General features: G+C 63.7%; 23 protein-coding genes. 16 read left to right on the forward strand and 7 right to left on the reverse strand.

The window, feature by feature from the left end; all coding sequences use genetic code 11:
* The first annotated feature begins 87 nt into the window (after window positions 1-87).
* Genes QD408_RS19100 through QD408_RS19115 form a run of 4 tightly spaced genes read left to right on the forward strand, consistent with a single transcriptional unit; the run spans window position 88 to window position 5,718 of the window.
* Window positions 88-1,485 (forward strand): VOC family protein, encoded by a 1,398-nt coding sequence (locus tag QD408_RS19100; RefSeq protein WP_414140381.1) that lies wholly within the window; start codon window positions 88-90, stop codon window positions 1,483-1,485.
* The gene (locus QD408_RS19105; protein ID WP_414140382.1) at window positions 1,482-2,936 is read left to right on the forward strand and encodes an FAD-binding oxidoreductase; all 1,455 of its coding nucleotides are present in this window, start codon (window positions 1,482-1,484) and stop codon (window positions 2,934-2,936) included. The genes QD408_RS19100 and QD408_RS19105 overlap by 4 nt, the downstream gene beginning before the upstream one ends.
* Window positions 2,933-4,465, forward strand: a complete 1,533-nt coding sequence (locus tag QD408_RS19110; RefSeq protein WP_414140383.1) for an aldehyde dehydrogenase family protein — start codon at window positions 2,933-2,935, stop codon at window positions 4,463-4,465. The genes QD408_RS19105 and QD408_RS19110 overlap by 4 nt, the downstream gene beginning before the upstream one ends.
* Before the next feature lie 14 nt (window positions 4,466-4,479).
* Window positions 4,480-5,718 (forward strand): pyridoxal phosphate-dependent aminotransferase, encoded by a 1,239-nt coding sequence (locus QD408_RS19115; protein ID WP_414140384.1) that lies wholly within the window; start codon window positions 4,480-4,482, stop codon window positions 5,716-5,718.
* Window positions 5,719-5,772: 54 nt separating this feature from the next.
* Here QD408_RS19115 and QD408_RS19120 read toward each other — a convergent pair whose 3' ends face one another.
* A complete protein-coding gene (locus tag QD408_RS19120; RefSeq protein WP_088683983.1) occupies window positions 5,773-6,501 on the reverse strand; it encodes a PspA/IM30 family protein in 729 nt (242 codons plus the stop codon).
* The gene (locus tag QD408_RS19125; RefSeq protein ID WP_088683982.1) at window positions 6,498-6,932 is read right to left on the reverse strand and encodes a YjfI family protein; all 435 of its coding nucleotides are present in this window, start codon (window positions 6,930-6,932) and stop codon (window positions 6,498-6,500) included. The genes QD408_RS19120 and QD408_RS19125 overlap by 4 nt, the downstream gene beginning before the upstream one ends.
* A 103-nt stretch (window positions 6,933-7,035) precedes the next feature.
* Between QD408_RS19125 and QD408_RS19130 the strand changes: the two genes are divergently transcribed.
* From QD408_RS19130 to QD408_RS19150, 5 genes are read left to right on the forward strand one after another with little or no spacing between them, the layout of a single operon-like run.
* The gene (locus tag QD408_RS19130; protein ID WP_088683981.1) at window positions 7,036-8,091 is read left to right on the forward strand and encodes an ion channel; all 1,056 of its coding nucleotides are present in this window, start codon (window positions 7,036-7,038) and stop codon (window positions 8,089-8,091) included.
* Complete coding sequence (locus tag QD408_RS19135; RefSeq protein ID WP_088683980.1) at window positions 8,088-8,744, forward strand: YjfK family protein; 657 nt, start codon at window positions 8,088-8,090, stop codon at window positions 8,742-8,744. Before QD408_RS19130 ends, QD408_RS19135 begins: the two co-directional genes overlap by 4 nt.
* A 33-nt stretch (window positions 8,745-8,777) precedes the next feature.
* Window positions 8,778-9,179: a DUF350 domain-containing protein gene (locus tag QD408_RS19140; protein ID WP_088684277.1), complete on the forward strand. Its 402-nt coding sequence runs from the start codon at window positions 8,778-8,780 to the stop codon at window positions 9,177-9,179.
* Window positions 9,180-9,189: 10 nt separating this feature from the next.
* Window positions 9,190-9,789, forward strand: a complete 600-nt coding sequence (locus QD408_RS19145; RefSeq protein ID WP_414140385.1) for a DUF1190 domain-containing protein — start codon at window positions 9,190-9,192, stop codon at window positions 9,787-9,789.
* Window position 9,790: 1 nt separating this feature from the next.
* On the forward strand, window positions 9,791-10,948 hold the full coding sequence (locus QD408_RS19150) for a glutathionylspermidine synthase family protein (RefSeq protein WP_414140386.1): 1,158 nt from the start codon (window positions 9,791-9,793) through the stop codon (window positions 10,946-10,948).
* Window positions 10,949-10,960: 12 nt separating this feature from the next.
* Here QD408_RS19150 and QD408_RS19155 read toward each other — a convergent pair whose 3' ends face one another.
* The 4 genes from QD408_RS19155 to QD408_RS19170 form a co-directional block, all read right to left on the reverse strand.
* Window positions 10,961-11,500 carry a hypothetical protein gene (locus tag QD408_RS19155; protein ID WP_088683977.1) on the reverse strand — a complete coding sequence of 180 codons (540 nt, stop codon included), beginning with the start codon at window positions 11,498-11,500 and terminating at the stop codon, window positions 10,961-10,963.
* A gap of 142 nt (window positions 11,501-11,642) precedes the next feature.
* Window positions 11,643-12,074, reverse strand: coding sequence for a SyrB2 regulator (locus tag QD408_RS19160; protein WP_414140387.1), 432 nt, complete (start codon window positions 12,072-12,074; stop codon window positions 11,643-11,645).
* A 150-nt stretch (window positions 12,075-12,224) separates the two neighbouring features.
* On the reverse strand, window positions 12,225-12,860 hold the full coding sequence (locus QD408_RS19165) for an NrsF family protein (protein WP_088683975.1): 636 nt from the start codon (window positions 12,858-12,860) through the stop codon (window positions 12,225-12,227).
* Window positions 12,857-13,414 (reverse strand): sigma-70 family RNA polymerase sigma factor, encoded by a 558-nt coding sequence (locus tag QD408_RS19170; protein ID WP_414140388.1) that lies wholly within the window; start codon window positions 13,412-13,414, stop codon window positions 12,857-12,859. Before QD408_RS19170 ends, QD408_RS19165 begins: the two co-directional genes overlap by 4 nt.
* A gap of 229 nt (window positions 13,415-13,643) precedes the next feature.
* On the opposite strand from QD408_RS19170, the gene QD408_RS19175 reads away from it, so the two are divergent.
* The 7 genes from QD408_RS19175 (at window position 13,644) to QD408_RS19205 (ending at window position 17,400) form a co-directional block, all read left to right on the forward strand.
* Entirely contained in the window at window positions 13,644-13,928 is a 285-nt protein-coding gene (locus tag QD408_RS19175) for a DUF2282 domain-containing protein (protein ID WP_088683973.1), read from the forward strand.
* A gap of 64 nt (window positions 13,929-13,992) precedes the next feature.
* On the forward strand, window positions 13,993-14,847 hold the full coding sequence (locus QD408_RS19180) for a DUF692 domain-containing protein (protein WP_414140389.1): 855 nt from the start codon (window positions 13,993-13,995) through the stop codon (window positions 14,845-14,847).
* An 8-nt stretch (window positions 14,848-14,855) separates the two neighbouring features.
* Window positions 14,856-15,632, forward strand: coding sequence for a putative DNA-binding domain-containing protein (locus tag QD408_RS19185; RefSeq protein ID WP_414140390.1), 777 nt, complete (start codon window positions 14,856-14,858; stop codon window positions 15,630-15,632).
* Window positions 15,622-16,104, forward strand: coding sequence for a DoxX family protein (locus QD408_RS19190; protein ID WP_414140391.1), 483 nt, complete (start codon window positions 15,622-15,624; stop codon window positions 16,102-16,104). Before QD408_RS19185 ends, QD408_RS19190 begins: the two co-directional genes overlap by 11 nt.
* An 85-nt stretch (window positions 16,105-16,189) precedes the next feature.
* Window positions 16,190-16,447 carry a type II toxin-antitoxin system ParD family antitoxin gene (locus QD408_RS19195; protein WP_088684275.1) on the forward strand — a complete coding sequence of 86 codons (258 nt, stop codon included), beginning with the start codon at window positions 16,190-16,192 and terminating at the stop codon, window positions 16,445-16,447.
* Window positions 16,447-16,818 carry a type II toxin-antitoxin system RelE/ParE family toxin gene (locus QD408_RS19200; RefSeq protein ID WP_088683970.1) on the forward strand — a complete coding sequence of 124 codons (372 nt, stop codon included), beginning with the start codon at window positions 16,447-16,449 and terminating at the stop codon, window positions 16,816-16,818. The genes QD408_RS19195 and QD408_RS19200 overlap by 1 nt, the downstream gene beginning before the upstream one ends.
* Before the next feature lie 315 nt (window positions 16,819-17,133).
* Window positions 17,134-17,400 (forward strand): hypothetical protein, encoded by a 267-nt coding sequence (locus tag QD408_RS19205; RefSeq protein WP_414140393.1) that lies wholly within the window; start codon window positions 17,134-17,136, stop codon window positions 17,398-17,400.
* Between the two features lie 121 nt (window positions 17,401-17,521).
* Here the strand turns inward: QD408_RS19205 and QD408_RS19210 are convergent, their stop codons facing one another.
* Window positions 17,522-17,683, reverse strand: coding sequence for a transposase (locus tag QD408_RS19210; protein WP_414140394.1), 162 nt, complete (start codon window positions 17,681-17,683; stop codon window positions 17,522-17,524).
* Window position 17,684 lies beyond the last annotated feature (1 nt).

Below are 17,684 nucleotides of genomic sequence, written 5' to 3' on the forward strand. Positions count from 1 at the left end.
GCATCAACTGAACATCTAATCTCACAACACGAAGGGGACTGCAACGCATAAGGTGGCCGCCAGCCAATCGGAATTTTCCTCAAGAAGGTGGCCATGCAAAACCTAGTTTCCTCAGACGACATCCGCTCAGCCTTTTCCGCCGCCATGTCCGCCATGTATCGCCAGGAAGTGCCGGCCTACGACACGCTGATGGAACTGGTCGCAAGAGTGAACGACGAGGCATTGGCCGCCGATCCCGATCTGAAGGAACGCCTCGACGCCACCGATTCGCTCGAACGCATCTCCGAGGAGCGCCATGGCGCCATCCGCTTGGGAACCGCTGCCGAACTGGCGATGATGCGCCGCGTCTTCGCCGTCATGGGCATGTATCCCGTCGGCTATTACGATCTTTCCACGGCGGGCGTTCCCGTCCATTCCACCGCCTTCCGGCCGGTCGGCGAAGCCGCGCTCAAGAAGAACCCGTTCCGCGTCTTCACTTCGCTCCTGCGTCTGGACCTGATCAAGGACGAGAGCCTGCGCGCCGAGGCCGGGGCCGTTCTGGCGAAGCGCCGGATCTTCACGGCCGGCGCCGTCGAACTGACCGAGAAGGCGGAACGCAACGGCGGGCTCGACAAGGCGGACGCCGGCCACTTCGTTTCCGAAGTGCTCGAAACCTTCCGCTGGCATGACAAGGCCAATGTCGATGCCGGCATGTACAAGCGCCTGCACGATGCGCACCGGCTGATCGCCGATGTCGTCTCCTTCAAGGGGCCGCACATCAACCACCTGACGCCCCGCACGCTCGATATCGACAGGGTTCAGGCGCTGATGCCGGAATACGGCATCGCGCCGAAGGCCGTGGTCGAGGGCCCGCCGACGCGCAAGTGCCCGATCCTGCTGCGCCAGACCTCGTTCAAGGCGCTGGAAGAACCGGTTTCCTTCGCCGCCGGCGACAGCAGCTGGAAGGAGGGCTCGCACACCGCCCGCTTCGGCGAAATCGAGCAGCGCGGCATTGCGCTGACGCCGAAGGGGCGCGCCCTTTACGACGAACTGCTGGAAGCCTCCCGCAAGATCGTCCGCCCAGCGGCAGACGGTTCCAACGCCCGCGAATACGAGGCGGCGCTGGCAAAGGCGTTCGAAGGCTTCCCGGACAGCTGGGCCGGCATTCGCGCGGCTGGCCTCGGCTATTTCAGCTATTCCCTGACCGATAAGGGCCGCGCGGCCGGCCCGCTCGCCTCGCGCGATCTCGACGCGCTGATCGCCGATGGTTTCATCAGATTTGACCCGATCGTCTACGAGGACTTCCTCCCCGTCAGCGCCGCCGGCATCTTCCAGTCGAACCTCGGCGACACCGCGCAGCAGGAATTCGTCGCCAGCCCGAACCAGAAGCGCTTCGAAGCCGATCTCGGCGCCACGGTGCTGAACGAGTTCGATCACTATGCCGGCATCGAGGCCGCTTCCATCGAAAAGTCCCTCGGCGCCCTGTCTTCGGTCGCCGCGGAATGACGCTGGAGCGCTTACATATCGATGCCCTGACCGCCATCCTCGGCGATAAGGGCGTCGTGGCGCAGGCCGGGATGGAAGCCTATGAAACCGGCGCGCGCTATGACCGCGGCCGCGCTGCCGCGGTGCTGAGGCCGAGAACGACCGCCGAGGTCTCGGCCGCCGTCGCCTATTGTGTGCGCCACGCCATCCCGCTCATCCCGCAGTCCGGCAATACGGGGCTGGTTTCCGGCTCGACGCCCGACGCCTCCGGAAACGAGGCCGTTCTCAGCCTGGATCGGCTCAGCGCCGGAATGGATCTCGATCTCGACAACCGCTCGGTGCGGGTCGATGCCGGCATGCTGCTTTCGGAGCTCAACGGACGGCTAGAAGAGCACGGCTTGTTCTTTCCGATCGATCTCGGCGCCGATCCCCGCATCGGCGGCATGGTCGCGACGAACACGGGCGGCTCCCGCTTCCTCAAATATGGCGACGTGCGCCGCAACACGCTTGGCTTGACGGTCGTGCTCGCCGACGAACAGGGAAGCGTGCTCGACCTGCAAAGCCATCTGCGCAAGGACAATACCGGCGTCGACTGGAAGCAGCTCTTCATCGGCACGTCGGGCGCCTTCGGCATCGTGACCGAATGCGTGCTGAATCTCGAGCCGCTGCCCCGGCAGGTGGCGACGGCGCTTCTGGTGCCGGCAAGCGGCGCGCATGTTTTGCCGCTGCTGCGGGCTATGGAAGAGAGGCTCGGCGCCTACCTCTCCGCCTTCGAAGGCATGTCCGCCAACGCGGTCAAAGCCGCCTTCGCGCATGTGCCGTCGCTGCGCAATCCCTTCCAGGGCGGCAAGGTCCCCGATTACGTCATCCTGACCGAGATCAGCAGAACCTGGGCGCCGCGCGAGGGCGAACAACCGCTCGACGCCGTGCTCGAAGCCGCTTTGGCGGAGATCTGGGAACTGCCGGCGGCACCTCTGGCCGATGCCCTACCCGGCCCGCCGCAGGAGATCTGGGCTCTGCGTCATTGCCTGTCGGAAGGCGTCAAACATCTCGGCAAGCTGATCGCCTTCGACCTCTCCTTCCGCAGGGGAGACATCATGGCCTTCTGCGACCGCATGAGGGCCGACATGCCGGCGAAATTCCCCGGCGTCGCCATCTGCGACTTCGGCCATATCGGCGACGGCGGCGTGCACTTCAACCTCGTCGTGCCCAAAGACAGCCACCTGCTGCAGGACGAGACCTTCGAAAGCCGGCTTCGCGACTGGGTGATCGAGACCGCGGTCGGCGAATATGACGGCAGCTTCAGCGCCGAACACGCCATCGGCCGCCGCAACCAGGCTTTCTACGATCGCTACACCCCGGAAAAACAAAAGCATATGGCCGCCGGCCTGAAAGCGCTCACCTCGCCGGCCAGGCTCGGCAGCGTGCGGTTCGGCTCAGTCGAAAAAGAGAAAACAGGAGCTCGCTCATGAATATCGCGACCACGAAAATCGACGTCACCAAGGAAGCCGCAGCACTTCTGAAGAAGCTGGGCGTCGCCAAGGATCTCTATACCGGCGGCGACATGCCGTCCTACAGCCCCGTCAGCGGCGAGCAGGTCGCCAGCCTGAAAACCGTCTCGGCATCAGAAGCCGCCGCCAGGATCGAAAAGGCCGACAAGGCCTTCCGCACCTGGCGCCTCGTGCCGGCGCCAAAGCGCGGCGAGCTGATCCGCATCCTCGGCGAGGAGCTTCGCGCCTCCAAGGCCGATCTCGGCCGCCTCGTTTCGCTCGAAGCCGGCAAGATCCCCTCGGAAGGGCTCGGCGAAGTGCAGGAGATGATCGACATCTGCGATTTCGCCGTCGGGCTTTCCCGCCAGCTTTACGGCCTGACGATCGCCACCGAGCGGCCGGGCCATCGCATGATGGAAACCTGGCATCCGCTCGGCGTCGTCGGCGTCATCTCCGCCTTCAACTTCCCGGTCGCCGTCTGGGCCTGGAATGCAGCACTTGCCATCGTCTGCGGCAATCCGGTCATCTGGAAGCCCTCGGAAAAGACGCCGCTGACCGCGCTTGCCGCCCAGGCGATCTTCGAGCGCGCGCTTACCCGCTTCGGCGATGCCCCCGATAACCTGTCGCAGGTGCTGATCGGCGACCGGGCGATCGGCGAAGTGCTGGTCGACCACCCGAAGGTGCCGCTCGTCTCGGCCACCGGCTCGACCCGCATGGGCCGCGAAGTCGGCCCGCGTCTTGCCAAGCGTTTCGCCCGTGGGATTCTCGAACTCGGCGGCAACAATGCCGGCATCGTCTGCCCCTCGGCCGATCTCGACATGGCATTGCGCGCCATCGCCTTCGGCGCCATGGGCACCGCCGGCCAGCGCTGCACGACGATGCGCCGCCTGTTCGTTCATGAAAGCGTCTACTCCGAACTCGTTCCGCGCCTGAAAAAGGCCTATGCGTCGGTATCGGTCGGCAATCCGCTCGAATCCGCGGCCCTCGTCGGCCCGCTGATCGACAAGGCTGCCTTCGACGCCATGCAGAAGGCGATCGCCGAGGCCGGAAAACACGGCGGAACCGTCCATGGCGGCGAGCGCGTCGACCTCGGCCATGAAGCCGGCTATTACGTGAAGCCGGCGCTCATCGAAATGCCGAAGCAGGCCGGCCCCGTGCTGGAGGAAACCTTCGCGCCGATCCTCTACGTCATGAAATACAGCGATTTCGACGCGGTGATCGAAGATCATAATGCGGTCGCGGCCGGCCTCTCCTCGTCGATCTTCACCCGCGACATGCAGGAATCGGAACGCTTCCTCGCCGCCGACGGCTCCGACTGCGGCATTGCCAACGTCAATATCGGCACGTCGGGCGCGGAAATCGGCGGCGCTTTCGGCGGTGAAAAGGAAACCGGCGGCGGCCGTGAATCCGGTTCGGATGCATGGCGGGCCTATATGCGCCGCGCCACCAACACGATCAACTATTCGAAGGCCCTGCCGCTGGCGCAAGGCGTTTCCTTCGACATCGAATAGGATCGGAGAGCAGCATGACGATCACCACCCGGATCGAAGAGGCAGGCTTCAAGCCCGCCTCGCGCATCGCCTCCGTCGGCGTTTCGAAAATCCTTGCGATCGGCGCCCGCGCCGCGGCCATGAAGCGCGACGGCCTTCCGGTCATCGTGCTCGGCGCCGGCGAGCCGGATTTCGATACGCCTGAAAACATCAAGAACGCCGCCAAGGCGGCGATCGACCGGGGCGAGACGAAGTATACGGCCCTCGACGGCTCGCCGGAGCTGAAGAAGGCGATCGTCGAAAAATTCCGCCGGGAGAACGGCGTCGACTACGCGCTTGACGAGGTGACGGTTGCAACCGGCGCCAAGCAGATCCTCTTCAACGCCTTCATGGCAAGCCTCGACCCCGGCGACGAAGTCATCATCCCGACGCCCTACTGGACATCCTATTCGGATATCGTCGAGATCTCAGGCGGAACCAGCGTCCTGATCCCCTGCGACGCCAAGGCGGGCTTCCGGCTGACGGCCGAGCAGTTGGAAAAAGCGATCACGCCGAAGACGCGCTGGGTGCTGCTCAACTCGCCGTCCAACCCGTCTGGCGCGGCCTACAGTGCTGACGATTACCGACCGCTGCTCGACGTCCTGTTCCGTCACCCGCATGTCTGGCTGATGGTGGACGATATGTACGAGCACATCGTCTATGACGGATTCCGCTTCGTCACGCCCGCCGCCCTCGAACCGAGGCTGAAGAGCCGGACGCTGACCGTCAACGGCGTTTCCAAGGCCTATGCCATGACCGGCTGGCGCATCGGCTATGCCGGCGGGCCGAAAGCCCTGATCAAGGCGATGGCCGTCATTCAGAGCCAGGCGACCTCCTGCCCATCCTCCGTCAGCCAGGCCGCCGCGGTCGAGGCCCTGAACGGGCCGCAGGATTTCCTGAAGGAGCGCCAGCAGAGTTTCCGCCGCCGGCGCGACATCGTCGTGGCTGCGCTGAACGCCATCGAAGGCCTGGAGTGCCGCACGCCGGAAGGCGCCTTCTATACCTTTTCCGGCTGCGCCGGGGTGATCGGCAAGGTGACGCCGAAAGGCAGGAGGATCGAAGCCGACCACGACTTCACCGATTACCTGCTCGAAGAGGCCCATGTCGCCGTCGTGCCGGGTTCGGCCTTCGGCCTGTCTCCCTATTTCCGCATTTCCTACGCGACCTCGGAGAATGAGCTCATCGAAGCTCTGTCGCGCATAGACCGCGCCTGCCGTCTTCTGACGAACGGCTGATGCGGGCAAACCCGGCCAGGATCGGCGGCAAAGCCGGCCCTGGCCGAATCCCTATTATTTCTTGTCCGACGGTGGCGGCAGCAAGACCGGCTGGGCCGAGGTGGGCGCCATCAGCTGGGCGAGAACGTCGTCGGCCGATTGGCTGGCGCCGCCGATACCGGCTTCACGAAGCTGGCGGTCGAGATCGCTGCCGTCTTCGAGCGCGGCGAGTTCGGCGCCCGCCTCGATCCGGCCGGCGATCGCTTCCTGGCGCTTCTTGATGCGCTCCAGGCTCTGGACGGCGCTGCCGAGGCGGGTGTTGATCCCGGACTGGCTGTGCGCGATGGCCGACTGCGCCCGCAGGAGCGACTCGTTCGCCTTGACGTTTTCGATCTCGCGCTTCATCTGCGTGATGCGCGCTTCGGTGTCCTGGATGGTGCGCAGCATCTGCTGCTGGCGCGGCAGCAGGCGATCGAGCTCGTCCTGATCCCGCTGCACCTCGGCCCTGATATTGGCGATGCGCTGCGCGAGCCCCTGGGCCAGATCCGTCCGGCCGGCGGCAATGGCGGCCCTGGCGCTTTCGGTATCCTTGTACTCCTTGGCGCGGCTCTCATCGAGCCGGCGCGTGACACTCTTGTTCGACGCCATGATGCCTGCCAGATCCGAGCGTGCCTGGCGAAGCGACTGCTCGGCATCCCTGATTTCCTGATCCAGAATGCGCATCGACTGGCTGTCGGCGGCGGCTTCGGCCGCCTCGTTGATGCCGCCGCGAATGGCGGTGAAAATCTTGCCCCAGGTGCTCACGATGCAATTTCTCCCTTCTTCCACTCTTCGACCATTCTTGCCGCATCGACCGCATTGGCGGCGAGAATCGCCACCTCCTCGACGATGGTGTCGGCCCGCGAGCGCGCCGAGAGCGAGCCGAACAGTTCATACCATTCCTCGCCGCCGATGGTGGTGATGCCGAAGCTGGAAAGCGGCACGAATTTATGCGTCTTGAGCACCATGCGCTCGAAAGCCTCCCGTTTGGGAACGTCCTTGCATGGCAGAAGAACGGCGCTGACAAGGATGTCGCGTTCGCCGCTCACCGTCACGAAGACGTCGAGATCGCCTTTTTCCTTGAGGGTCACGCAGATGACGTCGCCCTGATCGGGAACGGAGACGTCAACGTCGCCCAAGGGATCGGGATCGGCTGCGAATAGGCGGGTCAGGGTCGTTAGGGTCCAGGTCTCCAAAAGATCCTCCGTCGGCTGAAAGTAGTCGTCAGTATCAATCTAAAGTTTGCGGTGCTTACATAAGTTGATATATGTCCGGTCGGCAACAGGGGAATGGACTCGCTTGATATTTCTCGGCTCGATCCTGCGGCGTGTCTACCTATCGCTGAGCGAGCTGACATGGTCGGCGCTGCTATCGATTTTCACAGTCCATCTCGTCGCCTCCTACGTGCTGCTCGCCCTCGCCGGGGAAAGCGGGATCGTCGGGGACGTCTTCGATTTCATCTATTACTACATGGTGACGGCGACGACCGTCGGCTATGGGGACATCTCGCCGAGATCGGGGGCGGGCCGGCTGCTCGTCGCCCTGTTCGTGCTTCCCGGCGGCATCGCGATCTTCACCGCTGTCCTCGGCAAATTGTTGACAGGCATAGGCACGATCTGGAGGAACCGCATGCGGGGATTGGGCGATTACGGCGAAAGAGCCGACCATGTCATCGTCATGGGCTGGCAGGAGGGGCAGACCCTGCAAATCCTGCGCCTCCTGCACACCGAGCGGCAAGCGCACGAGCCGATGAGCGTGCTGATCGCCAAGGAACCCACCGAAAATCCGTCGATCGATTTCGCCGATTACATCCGCACCGAGCGGCTGGCGGATGCCGAGGCGCTGACGCGCGCGGGCGCGGCAGGAGCCAGGTCGATCATCATCCGCGGGGCAAACGACGACGAGACGCTGGCCGCCGTGCTGATTGCCGAAGAGCACGCGCCCGCCGCCCACATCGTCGCCTATTTCCAGGACGACCGTACCGCGCAGATGGTCAAGCAGCGCCGTCCCCGCGTCGAAGCGGTGGGATCGCTGGCCGAGGAATTGCTGTCCCGTTCGGCGCGCGATCCCGGTTCGTCGGAGATCGCGGCGCGCCTGCTCTCGGCCGGTTCAGCCGATACCGCCTTCTCGCTGCTGGTGCCGCAGCTCGCCGCGCCGCTCAGCTACGGCTCGGTGTTCCTGAGCCTCAAGCGTAAGTACAAAGTGACCTTGGTCGGTATGCTGAACAAAGGCGTCACCGACCTCAACTGCCGGGACGACCTGCTGCTCAACGGCGGCGAGACACTTTACTACATCAGCGAAATGCGGTTGAGTTCGGCCGCGATTGGCTGGGCTCAACTGGGGGATGTACAATGATCGGCTGGTTCGGCGGAGGCAAGGACAAGACTTTCGCGCCCGAGCGAGGCCCTCTCGGCGCCAGCATAGGCGGGGCGCTGGAGATCGATTTCCTGTCGCTCGAAGCCGACGCGCTGCCGGGCACGCCCGCCATGCCTCTGCCGAAGAGCGGGCCGTTCATCATCGCCGCCTACGGCCAGGTGCAGCTCGACGCCGCCACGACCCTCTCCCGCTATTATGACGACGAGCATCGCATGGTCCAGGTCATGTCGGCCTCGGGCGCGGTGGGTGACGCCATCGAAGATGTGAGCTTCTACTGGCCCTGGGACAGCGTCGTGCCGGTCAGCCAGAGCGAATGGAACCGATGGACCGGCCCGAACGGGCTGATCGGCCAGCCCTCCTATGATGCCGACGGCATCGTCTTCAACCGCTTCTGGGGCGAAGGGCCGGAACGCGCCGAACTCGTGCAATTCGTCGAGACCATCGACGACGGCGAGATGCAGCGATCCATTCACCAGACCTGCATGCTCTATTACCGCCCGCTCGGCAGAACGCGCGAGATGCTGCTTCTCAATGTCGAGCGCGATCTCGATCAGGGCCAGAGCCTTGCGGGAAGTTCCATCGAATTCCTGATCGGCTACGGCATCGCGCCTGCCGATGTCAGGCGGGTTTGAAGAGCTTTCAATTTATCAATGGAGGAATTTTATATGCTCGATTATGTGGCGGGACTTCCAGCCTTCCTGATTTATTTTGCCATCGGTCTCGCCGCCTACGGGGTTTTCGGCGCGGTTTACACGCGGCTCACCCCGCACAAGGAAGTCGAGCTGATCCGCGCGGGCAACCTCGCCGCCGTCACCGCTTTCCTCGGCGCCCTCCTCGGCTTCAGCCTGCCGCTCGCCTCGGCCGCCGCCAATTCGGTGAGCATCATCGACTACATCATCTGGGCGGCCATCGGCACGCTGGTGCAGGTGCTCGGCTTCTTCATCGCCAACTTCACGATGCAGGATCTGCACGAGAAGATCACGCGCGGCGAAATCGCGGCAGGTCTGTGGGGCGGCGGCATCGCCCTCGTGATCGGTATCCTCAATGCCGCCTGCATGACCTACTGAGGAGGCCGCCATGCGCAGACGCCTGACCGGCCGCCGGCCGCCAGTTCTTGCCCTCGGCACCATTGCCGTTTCCACCATGATGCTTTCCGGCTGCGGAGACGATCCTGCAGACTCGCAGGTGATGTTCACCTCCGTCGACCAGTGCGTGGCAACCGGCATGGACCAGCAGGTGTGCCAGGCCTCCTATCAGGATGCCATGCGTGCCCATCTTGCGACCGCGCCCCGTTTCGACGGCATGGCCGCCTGCGAAGCCGAATACGGGGCGGGCAGATGCATGGAGCAGCCGAAGGCCACGGTCACCAACAATCTCGGCGCGACCGGCAGCTTTTTCATGCCGTTTCTCACCGGTTATCTCCTGTCCTCGGCGCTCGACAATATCGGCGACTATTACACCTACCGCCGGCGCCAGGAGGAGAGCGGCGGCGGCTCCTATGGCGGCGCGTCGCCGATCTACCGCAATCGCTCCGGTGAACTCGTAACGACGGTGAGAAGCGGCGGCAGCGACGTGGCTGCGCCGACACGCCAGACGATGAAACCCGTCAACGTCAACACCCGCACCGTCGCCCGCCAGGGCTTCGGGGGCCGGTCGTCCTTCAGCTTCGGCGGTTAGCATGAAGCGCATCACGCTTCCGGCGCGCCCGGACTGGCTGGACAAGGCCCGGGCGGTCGGCTTCGGCTTTCATGAAATGTATGGCGAGCCCTATTGGCTCGACGATGCCGCCTATACGTTCACACTCGACGAGATCGAGACGAAGATCGAAGAGCCTAGCCAGGAACTGCATGACATGTGCATGGACCTGGTCGGCGACATCGTCAACGACGAGGAGACGCTCGACAGGCTCGCCATCCCAGCGGACCTGCGCGACGTGGTGCAGCGCTCGTGGCGCCGTGGCGACCGGCATCTTTATGGCCGCTTCGACCTTGCCTATGACGGCACGGGGCCGGTCAAACTTCTCGAATACAATGCGGACACGCCGACCGCCGTCTTCGAGACCGCCTATTTCCAGTACAATTGGCTCACCGATCAGATCGCCCTGGGCGTCCTGCCTGACGGCGCCGACCAGTACAATCTGCTGCAGGAAAGCCTCGTCGAGGCGTTCGAGCAGTTTCCCCGCGATTCCATTTTCCACTTCGCCGTCATGACCGACAACGAAGAGGACCGGGGCACGACCGTCTACCTGATGGATTGCGCCATCCAGGCCGGCCATCGCGTGCAGCTGCTCGATATCGACGAAATCGGCATCGATGCGCAGGGGCGTTATACGGATCTGCAGGATCGGGTGATCGATCGCTGCTTCAAGCTCTACCCTTGGGAATTCATGCTGCGCGAACCTTTCGGGCAGCAACTCATCCGCAGCGGCGATGTCTTCATCGAGCCCGCCTGGAAGGCCGTGCTTTCGAACAAGGGGCTTTTGCCGCTGCTGTGGCGCCGCTATCCCAATCACCCCAATCTGCTGCCGAGCTATTTCCCCGACGATCCCAAGGCATCCGACCTGACGGACTATGTCCGCAAGCCGCTCCTTTCGCGCGAAGGCGAAAACGTGACGATCTTCCGCAATGGCGAGGAATTTGCATCCGCGCCCGGGGGCTATGGCGAAGAGGGCTTCGTCATTCAGGGTTATACGCCGCTCTTCGAAGGCCCGGGCGGCTTTGCGGTGCTCGGCAGTTGGGTCGTCGGCGACCGTGCCTGCGGCCTCGGCATCCGCGAGGACAAATCGCGCATCACCGCGAACCTCTCGCGTTTCGTCCCCCACGTCATTCTGGACTGACGGAAACGGAACTCAGGAGCGGTCGAAACGCTCGAGCATTTTCTTAAGCTGGGCGTTCTGCCGATGAAGCTTTTGCGCCAGTTCGCTCCTCAGCTTCCTGATGTCCTCGTCGAGGCTCGCCACTTCGTCGAAGAACGGATCGCGGGAAGGTGAGGCTTGCGCGGATCGCTCCTGCGCGGCGGTATTCTTGGCGGCCACGTCGGCCGCCGTCCGCTTCGCGCTGCCCAGGCGCTTGGCCGGCGGCTTTCGCTGAGGCTTCGCGGTCGTCGCCGGAGCATCCGTTTCGACAGGCGAGGGACTGGTGTCATCGAGGTCGGGCGTTTGCGCCTCAGCGGCATCGCGAACGGCTTCCGCTTCCTTCGATGCCGCGGGCCGATCTAACGTGTCGCGACCGGTCGCCCCCGGAGCTTCCGCCGCATCGGAAGCAACGGCCGACGCGGGTTTGGCTTCGCTTTCGGTCGGCTCGGCATCGTGCCCGGTCGAATTTTCCTGCGCTTTCGCCGGCCGTCGGCGTGACGTCAAATCGGCAAGGAATCTCCACGGTGTCTTCATGATGCTTCAACCCTCCCGCAATTGGGCTGCGATGCTGCTGCAGCGACTATGCCCTCATGGGCCGTTCGGCCGGGCGCACCGAAATGCGCCCGGTGAAATGAAATGGCTGAGATCGGCGTCGTGACTTGCCCGCTCGGGAGACTCAGGCAAGCCCGAGCTTCTTGCGCAGCTCGGCATTTTCCTGGCGCAGCTTGTCGGCCAGGGATTTCCGAAGCCTCTTGTTTTCCTCTTCGAGATGAATGAGGTCTTCGAGCTCATCGATGGCGGGCGCGGAAGCCTTAGCCGGCTGCGCGGCAGGTTTCGCCGCCTTCTTCGCAGCAGCGGTCTTGGGCGCGCTCTTGCCGGCCGCGGCCTTCGTTTCGGCGGGCTTGCGCCTGGCGCCCTTGGACCGGCCGTCGGGCTTTGCCGGGCTTGCCGCCGGCGAAGGCGCGCTCACCGCTTCCGATACGGTGGGAGCAGCTTCGGCGGCAGCCTTCTGGCGCCGCGGCGCACGCGGCTTCTTCGCCTCGGTTTTGGCAGATGCAGCCGTCTCCGCGGCCGCGACAGCGGAACCTGTATTATTCTCGTCAGCCATCAGTCGTCTCCTCTATAGCCAAGTCTCTTTTCAACCGAGTAAAAGACGGAGTCAACAAAGTTACTTGGGAAGAAAGCAGGGCGGCCGCGCGCATGACTGCGCGTCCCGCAAGAATGAAGAACGACGCCTGAAATTCGAACGCTGCGGAAACTACCAGCGCAGGAGACGCCGGCCCATCAACGACCCCGCTGTCGTAACGATCGCAATGGCCAGGACATACCAGCTGACGAGGAAGAGCGGGCTGTCATCCGGGCAGTGCCAGGCATAGATCGCAGCCGCAACGGCGCCAGCGGCAAGACCAGCCGCCGCCCCCGCCGCCGCGGGATCGCCGGGCGCGGCATTCTTCAGCGCCAGCATGAAACCCGCCAGCGGCGCCAGCGACAGAACCGGGATGAAGAAGACGCAGAACGCCGCATTGTCGCCGATCATGCTCGCCGCCCAGTTCTGTTCCGGCACGACGACAAGCTCGGCAATGACGGCCGCGACGAGCAGCGCCGCCGGCAGGAGCAGCGCAAGGGCGCGCGCCCTCAGCGGAACGCCCGGCCGGCCGATCTGGAAGACGAGGCGGGAGGCGAGGATCGCCAGCAGCAGCGTCTCGCAGATCTTGAAGAAGACGCGCGCCGTCTCGAAGACGGTCTGCATGTTGTGGCGCAGGCCGATCGTCGAAACCATCAGCGTGACCGAGATCGCCGCGCCGATCAGCAGCGCCAGCGCCATCATGCGGCCGAGCCGCAACCGCACCGGCGCATCTTCCGACAGAAGGTTGATCAACTCGTCCGTTTTCACTTGTCGTCACTCCGGTAAAGCGCGGCGAGCGTTTTCAGCGCCCGGTGAAGGGCAACACGCACCGCGCCTTCACTCATCTTCAGCCTCTCGGCCGTCTCGCGTATATCAGCTCCTTCCATGGAGATGGAGCGGACGATATCGCGCTGCGGATCTCTCAGGCGCTCCAGCATATGCTCGGCATCGAGCCGATCCAAGTTGCCGGCCTGTTCTTCGGCCTCCAGCGTCGCCATCACGTCGTCGATCGGCACGTCGATGTGGCGGCCGCGGCGGCGCAGGCTGTCGATCAGCTTGTTGCGCACGATCGTCGACAGCCACGGGCCGATCGGGCGCGCCGGGTCCCACGTTCCGCGCTTCAGGTGGACGGCGAGCAGCACTTCCTGCACCACGTCCTCGGCCTCGCTCGCCGGTGCGCCGAACTGGTCGCAACGCCGGCGCGCCATCGCCCTCAAGTGCGGGGTGACGGCCGAGAGGAAGCGGTGATAGGCTTGCGTATCGCCTGCCATGGCGCTGCGCATCCAGCCTGCCCATTCTTCTTCACGCGCCGAATGTTTCACCCGACATAATCCCCTACGGATGCGCACACATTCTTGTTACCGCGCCGGCTAAAATATTTCGAGCGGCCTCGCATCCCTTTGTTTCCAGGCTTTTCGCTTGCGCCATCGTAAAGGGCAAGGGTGCGGCTTTAAAAAAATCGCGCCGACCGCTGTAACAACGGCGGCGCTCCCTCCGTAGCCCGCAATGTGAAGCCACTCCACGGCTTCTCCATTCAACGGAGATTAAATCATGAAGAACAGCATCGTCACGCTCGCACTGGCAGGCTCCCTCGCTTCCGCGCTCGCAACCATTGCCGCGCCGGCCGCTTCCGCCGCCGACAACAAGGAGAAGTGCTACGGGGTCGCGCTCAAGGGCCAGAACGATTGCGCCGCCGGCCCCGGCACGACCTGCGCCGGCACCGCCAAGGTCGATTACCAGAAGAACGCCTGGAAGCTCGTTCCCGCCGGCACCTGCATGTCGATGAAGACGCCCGACGGCCACGGCTCGCTGATGCAGGGCAAGGCTCCGGCCTGAGCCGCGGCAGGCATTTTAGGGACGGCGCAAGCCGCGCCGTCCGCTTCTTCCAAGGAGACCATCCGTGAAACCGTCCGAACTTCCCCGCCGCCCCGGCGTCGGCTTCAAGCCGGAGCATTTTTCCGAAATCATCGGCCGCCCGCAGCCGGTCGGCTTCTTCGAGATCCATGCCGAGAACTATATGGGCGCCGGCGGCCCGCCGCATGCCCAGCTCGGCAAGCTGCGCGAGGATTATGCGCTGTCGATCCACGGCGTCGGCCTGTCGATCGGCTCGATGCAGCCGCTCGACCGCGAGCATCTCGCCCGGCTGAAAATCCTCTGTGATCGCTACGCGCCGGAAAGCTTCTCCGAACATCTCGCCTGGTCGTCGCACGACACGGTCTTCATGAACGACCTGCTGCCGCTTCCCTACACGCAAGCGACACTTGCCCGCGTTGCGGACCATATCGATGAGGTGCAGGAAACGCTCCAGCGCCAGATGCTGCTCGAAAATCCCGCGACCTATCTGCTGTTTGCGGAAAGCACGCTCGAGGAAACGGAATTCCTGGCCGATCTCATCAGGCGCACCGGATGCGGGCTGCTGCTCGACGTCAACAACGTCTTCGTCGCATCCACCAATCACAATATGGACTCACGCGATTATCTCGCCCGCTTCCCCGTGCAATGGGTGCACGAGATCCATCTGAGCGGCCACTCCGAAACAGTGGACGATCAGGGCGCGCCGCTGCTGATCGACTCGCACGACACGCCGGTGAAAGATCCGGTCTGGGCGCTCTACGAAGAGGTCATCGCCAGGACCGGTCCCGTCGCCAGCCTGATCGAATGGGACAATGACGTGCCGGAATGGCATGTCCTGCGCGCCGAGGCGGAGGCCGCGCGAGCCATTCTCGATGCCGCCCCCAGCCGCCGCGCCGCCTGAGATCCGCCATGCCGGCCGATATCCAGACACGTTTTGCCCAGGCGCTCGCCGATACCGCGCTTCCCGTCCCGGCCGGCCTTGCGGCCTGGAACGGCGGCGAGCCCGCGCGCCGCTTCGGCGTCTACCGCAACAATGTCGCAAGCGGGCTCATCGGCGCGCTCGTCTCCCGTTTCCCGGCAAGCGAGCGGATCGTCGGCAAGGATTTCTTCGCGGCGATGGCGCAAGAATTCATCCGGCTTTTTCCGCCCCGCTCGCCGCTGCTCCTGTCCTATGGCGACGGCTTTGCGGATTTCGTCGAGAGCTTCGAGCCTGCGTCGGAGCTTGCCTATCTCCCTGACGTCATCCGCCTCGAAGCGGCGCGCGGCCGCGCCTACCATGCCGCCGATGCAGCTCCTCTCGATGCCGACGAACTTTCAAAAGTGACGCCGGAAAAGCTCGAAGGTCTCGTCTTCCTGGCCCATCCCTCGATGTCGATCCTGCGATCTGCGCACCCCGTCGTGACGATCTGGGCGATGAATAGCGGCGCGCTCGATCTGGCTCCCATCGAGCCCTGGATCGGCGAGGATGCGCTGATCGTACGCCCGCATATGCTCGTGGACGTCCATCGCCTGCCGCCGGGCGGCGCGGCCTTTCTGCAGGCGCTGGCCGACGGCGCAACGCTTTCGGAGGCCGCCGAGGCGGTGGCCGTTTCCGCAGCCGAATTCGATCTTTCCGCCAATCTCGCCGGCCTGCTTCAGTCCGGCGCCTTCACCGCCATCAAGGAGACCGACCCCGATGACCAATGAGATGAGCATGACCGCCCCCGCACCGCGCACGATCGCCGGGCGTTTCTACGCAACGCTCAGGCTTTTCGACCGCATCCCGCACGATCTGATCGCGCTGGTCGCGCGCCTGTCGATCGCCGCCGTCTTCTGGCAATCGGGCCAGACCAAGGTGGACGGCTGGAATGTCACCGACAATGCCGTCTATCTCTTCGAGACCGAATACAGGTTGCCCTTCGTCGATCCTTGGATCGCGGCACACCTTGCCGCCTTCGCCGAGCATTTCTTTCCGCTGCTGCTCGTTATCGGCCTCGCCAGCCGCCTCTCGGCGCTCGCCCTTCTCGGCATGACCGTCGTCATCGAGATCTTCGTCTATCCCGGTGCCTGGCCGACCCACGGAACCTGGGCCGTCTGCTTCCTCGTCATCATCGCCGGCGGCCCCGGCCGATTTTCGCTCGACCATACGATCCTGCGGTCCAGGGTAAGGGGGAGCTGATCTGCGGGCATGGAATGTCAAATATTGACATCGCGACTTGAATGAGAACAATTCAGCAAGCAATCTGGATTGGGAGGGCGTGGTCATGACCAGCAGCCTGCATGTTAGCTTGCCCGATGAAATGCGTGCCTTCGTCGATATGCGCGCCAACGGGAAGAGCCAATATACGACGCCGAGCGAATATGTGCGCGCCCTCATTCGCGAAGACATGGCACGCGAAGAAGACCGCCGTTATGCCATCCGCTCGCTGCTGCGGGCGGAAGAGGAATTCCAGCGCGGTGAGATGCTGCCCCTGTCGGCGCTGGATGCCGTCGATGCCGAATTGGATGAAGAGCTGCGCTAGTGGCCCCTCGCGTTCTCATCCTGCCGACCGCGCTTGACAACTATCGGCTGGCGGTCCGCGAAACAGCACGGAAATGGTCCGCCGAGCAGGCAAAAGCATATGGCCGCCTGCTGCGGGCCGGATTTGAAGACATCCCGGCAGCCTATGCCCGCCTGAGGGCAAAGGAAGACGAACGTGTCGGGAAGTCTCCCTTCCGGCTCCACAGGATCGAGCACCACTACGCCGCCTACATTGTCGTTGACGATGAAACTTTCGTCATTGCCGCCGTCTTGCACGAACGCATGGACATTCCCGCACAGCTGCGGGCAAGCGCACGATTGACCGACAGGGAGTACGAAGCGCTGATGGGGCATCCTCGGCCGAAGCTCTAAAGCGCGTCGCGATCTTTCAGATTCGCTCCTCGCGCTTTAGGTCTTTGTTTGTACGCATGTCGTTCTCGCAAAACCGCCGCACACTTTTGCGCGACATGCTCTAAGGATGGTCGATCATGATTACGCCATGGGCAAACGATGATCCGGAACCCGGCGTAGCGCGTCGCCAGAGGGCAATGTCATCCGGCCGCCAGAGCCGAGACGTCCAAGTTTAATAAGTTTTCACTAATTTACGCTTAAGTTTTGGTTAAAATGCGATTCACCCTCTTCGCATATGATGCCAGCCGTTTCCGGTCGCTGCCGCGTTAAAGCGTGATGCAACAGCTATACCGCCAGTGGCAGATCTCCGCCCGAAACGCGATCAGCTATCGCGCCAAGTTCGCCCTGGCGACGGAGATCGCAAAATGCGATATGTCTCCCCGCGAAATCCGCCGCGCTGCCCGCCGGGTCGTCCGCGCACTGGAAGCCGTCATCGACCTTCCGATCGCCAGCGCCGATGTCTTGAAGCGCGCGCGGCAACACTTCAGCGCATTGACCGACCTGCTTTCAGCCAGCGGCTTTGATGCAGCCGGCGGCGAGTAGCGGCTGCGCCGACCCAGCGCCTTCTTCGTTGAAAGCACAAAGGCAGCGCCCGATAGCCGGCAGCCTAGGGGACTGGCGACTGTTGTCGTTTGTACTGAGGCCCGCTAGGACGAATCGACATTCATCTGAGCCAGATCATCGCTGCGACGAGATATACGCAGCCTTTGAAGTGAATGGTTCTGCGGTCATAACGTGTGGCGAAACGACGGAAGTGCTTCATTCGGTTGAAGCAGCGTTCGATGCGGTTCCGCTGAATGTAGATGGTTTCATCGTGCGGTATGATG

This window comes from Rhizobium sp. BR 249, assembly GCF_047445895.1.
In the GTDB taxonomy this organism is placed as follows: Bacteria; Pseudomonadota; Alphaproteobacteria; order Rhizobiales; family Rhizobiaceae; genus Rhizobium.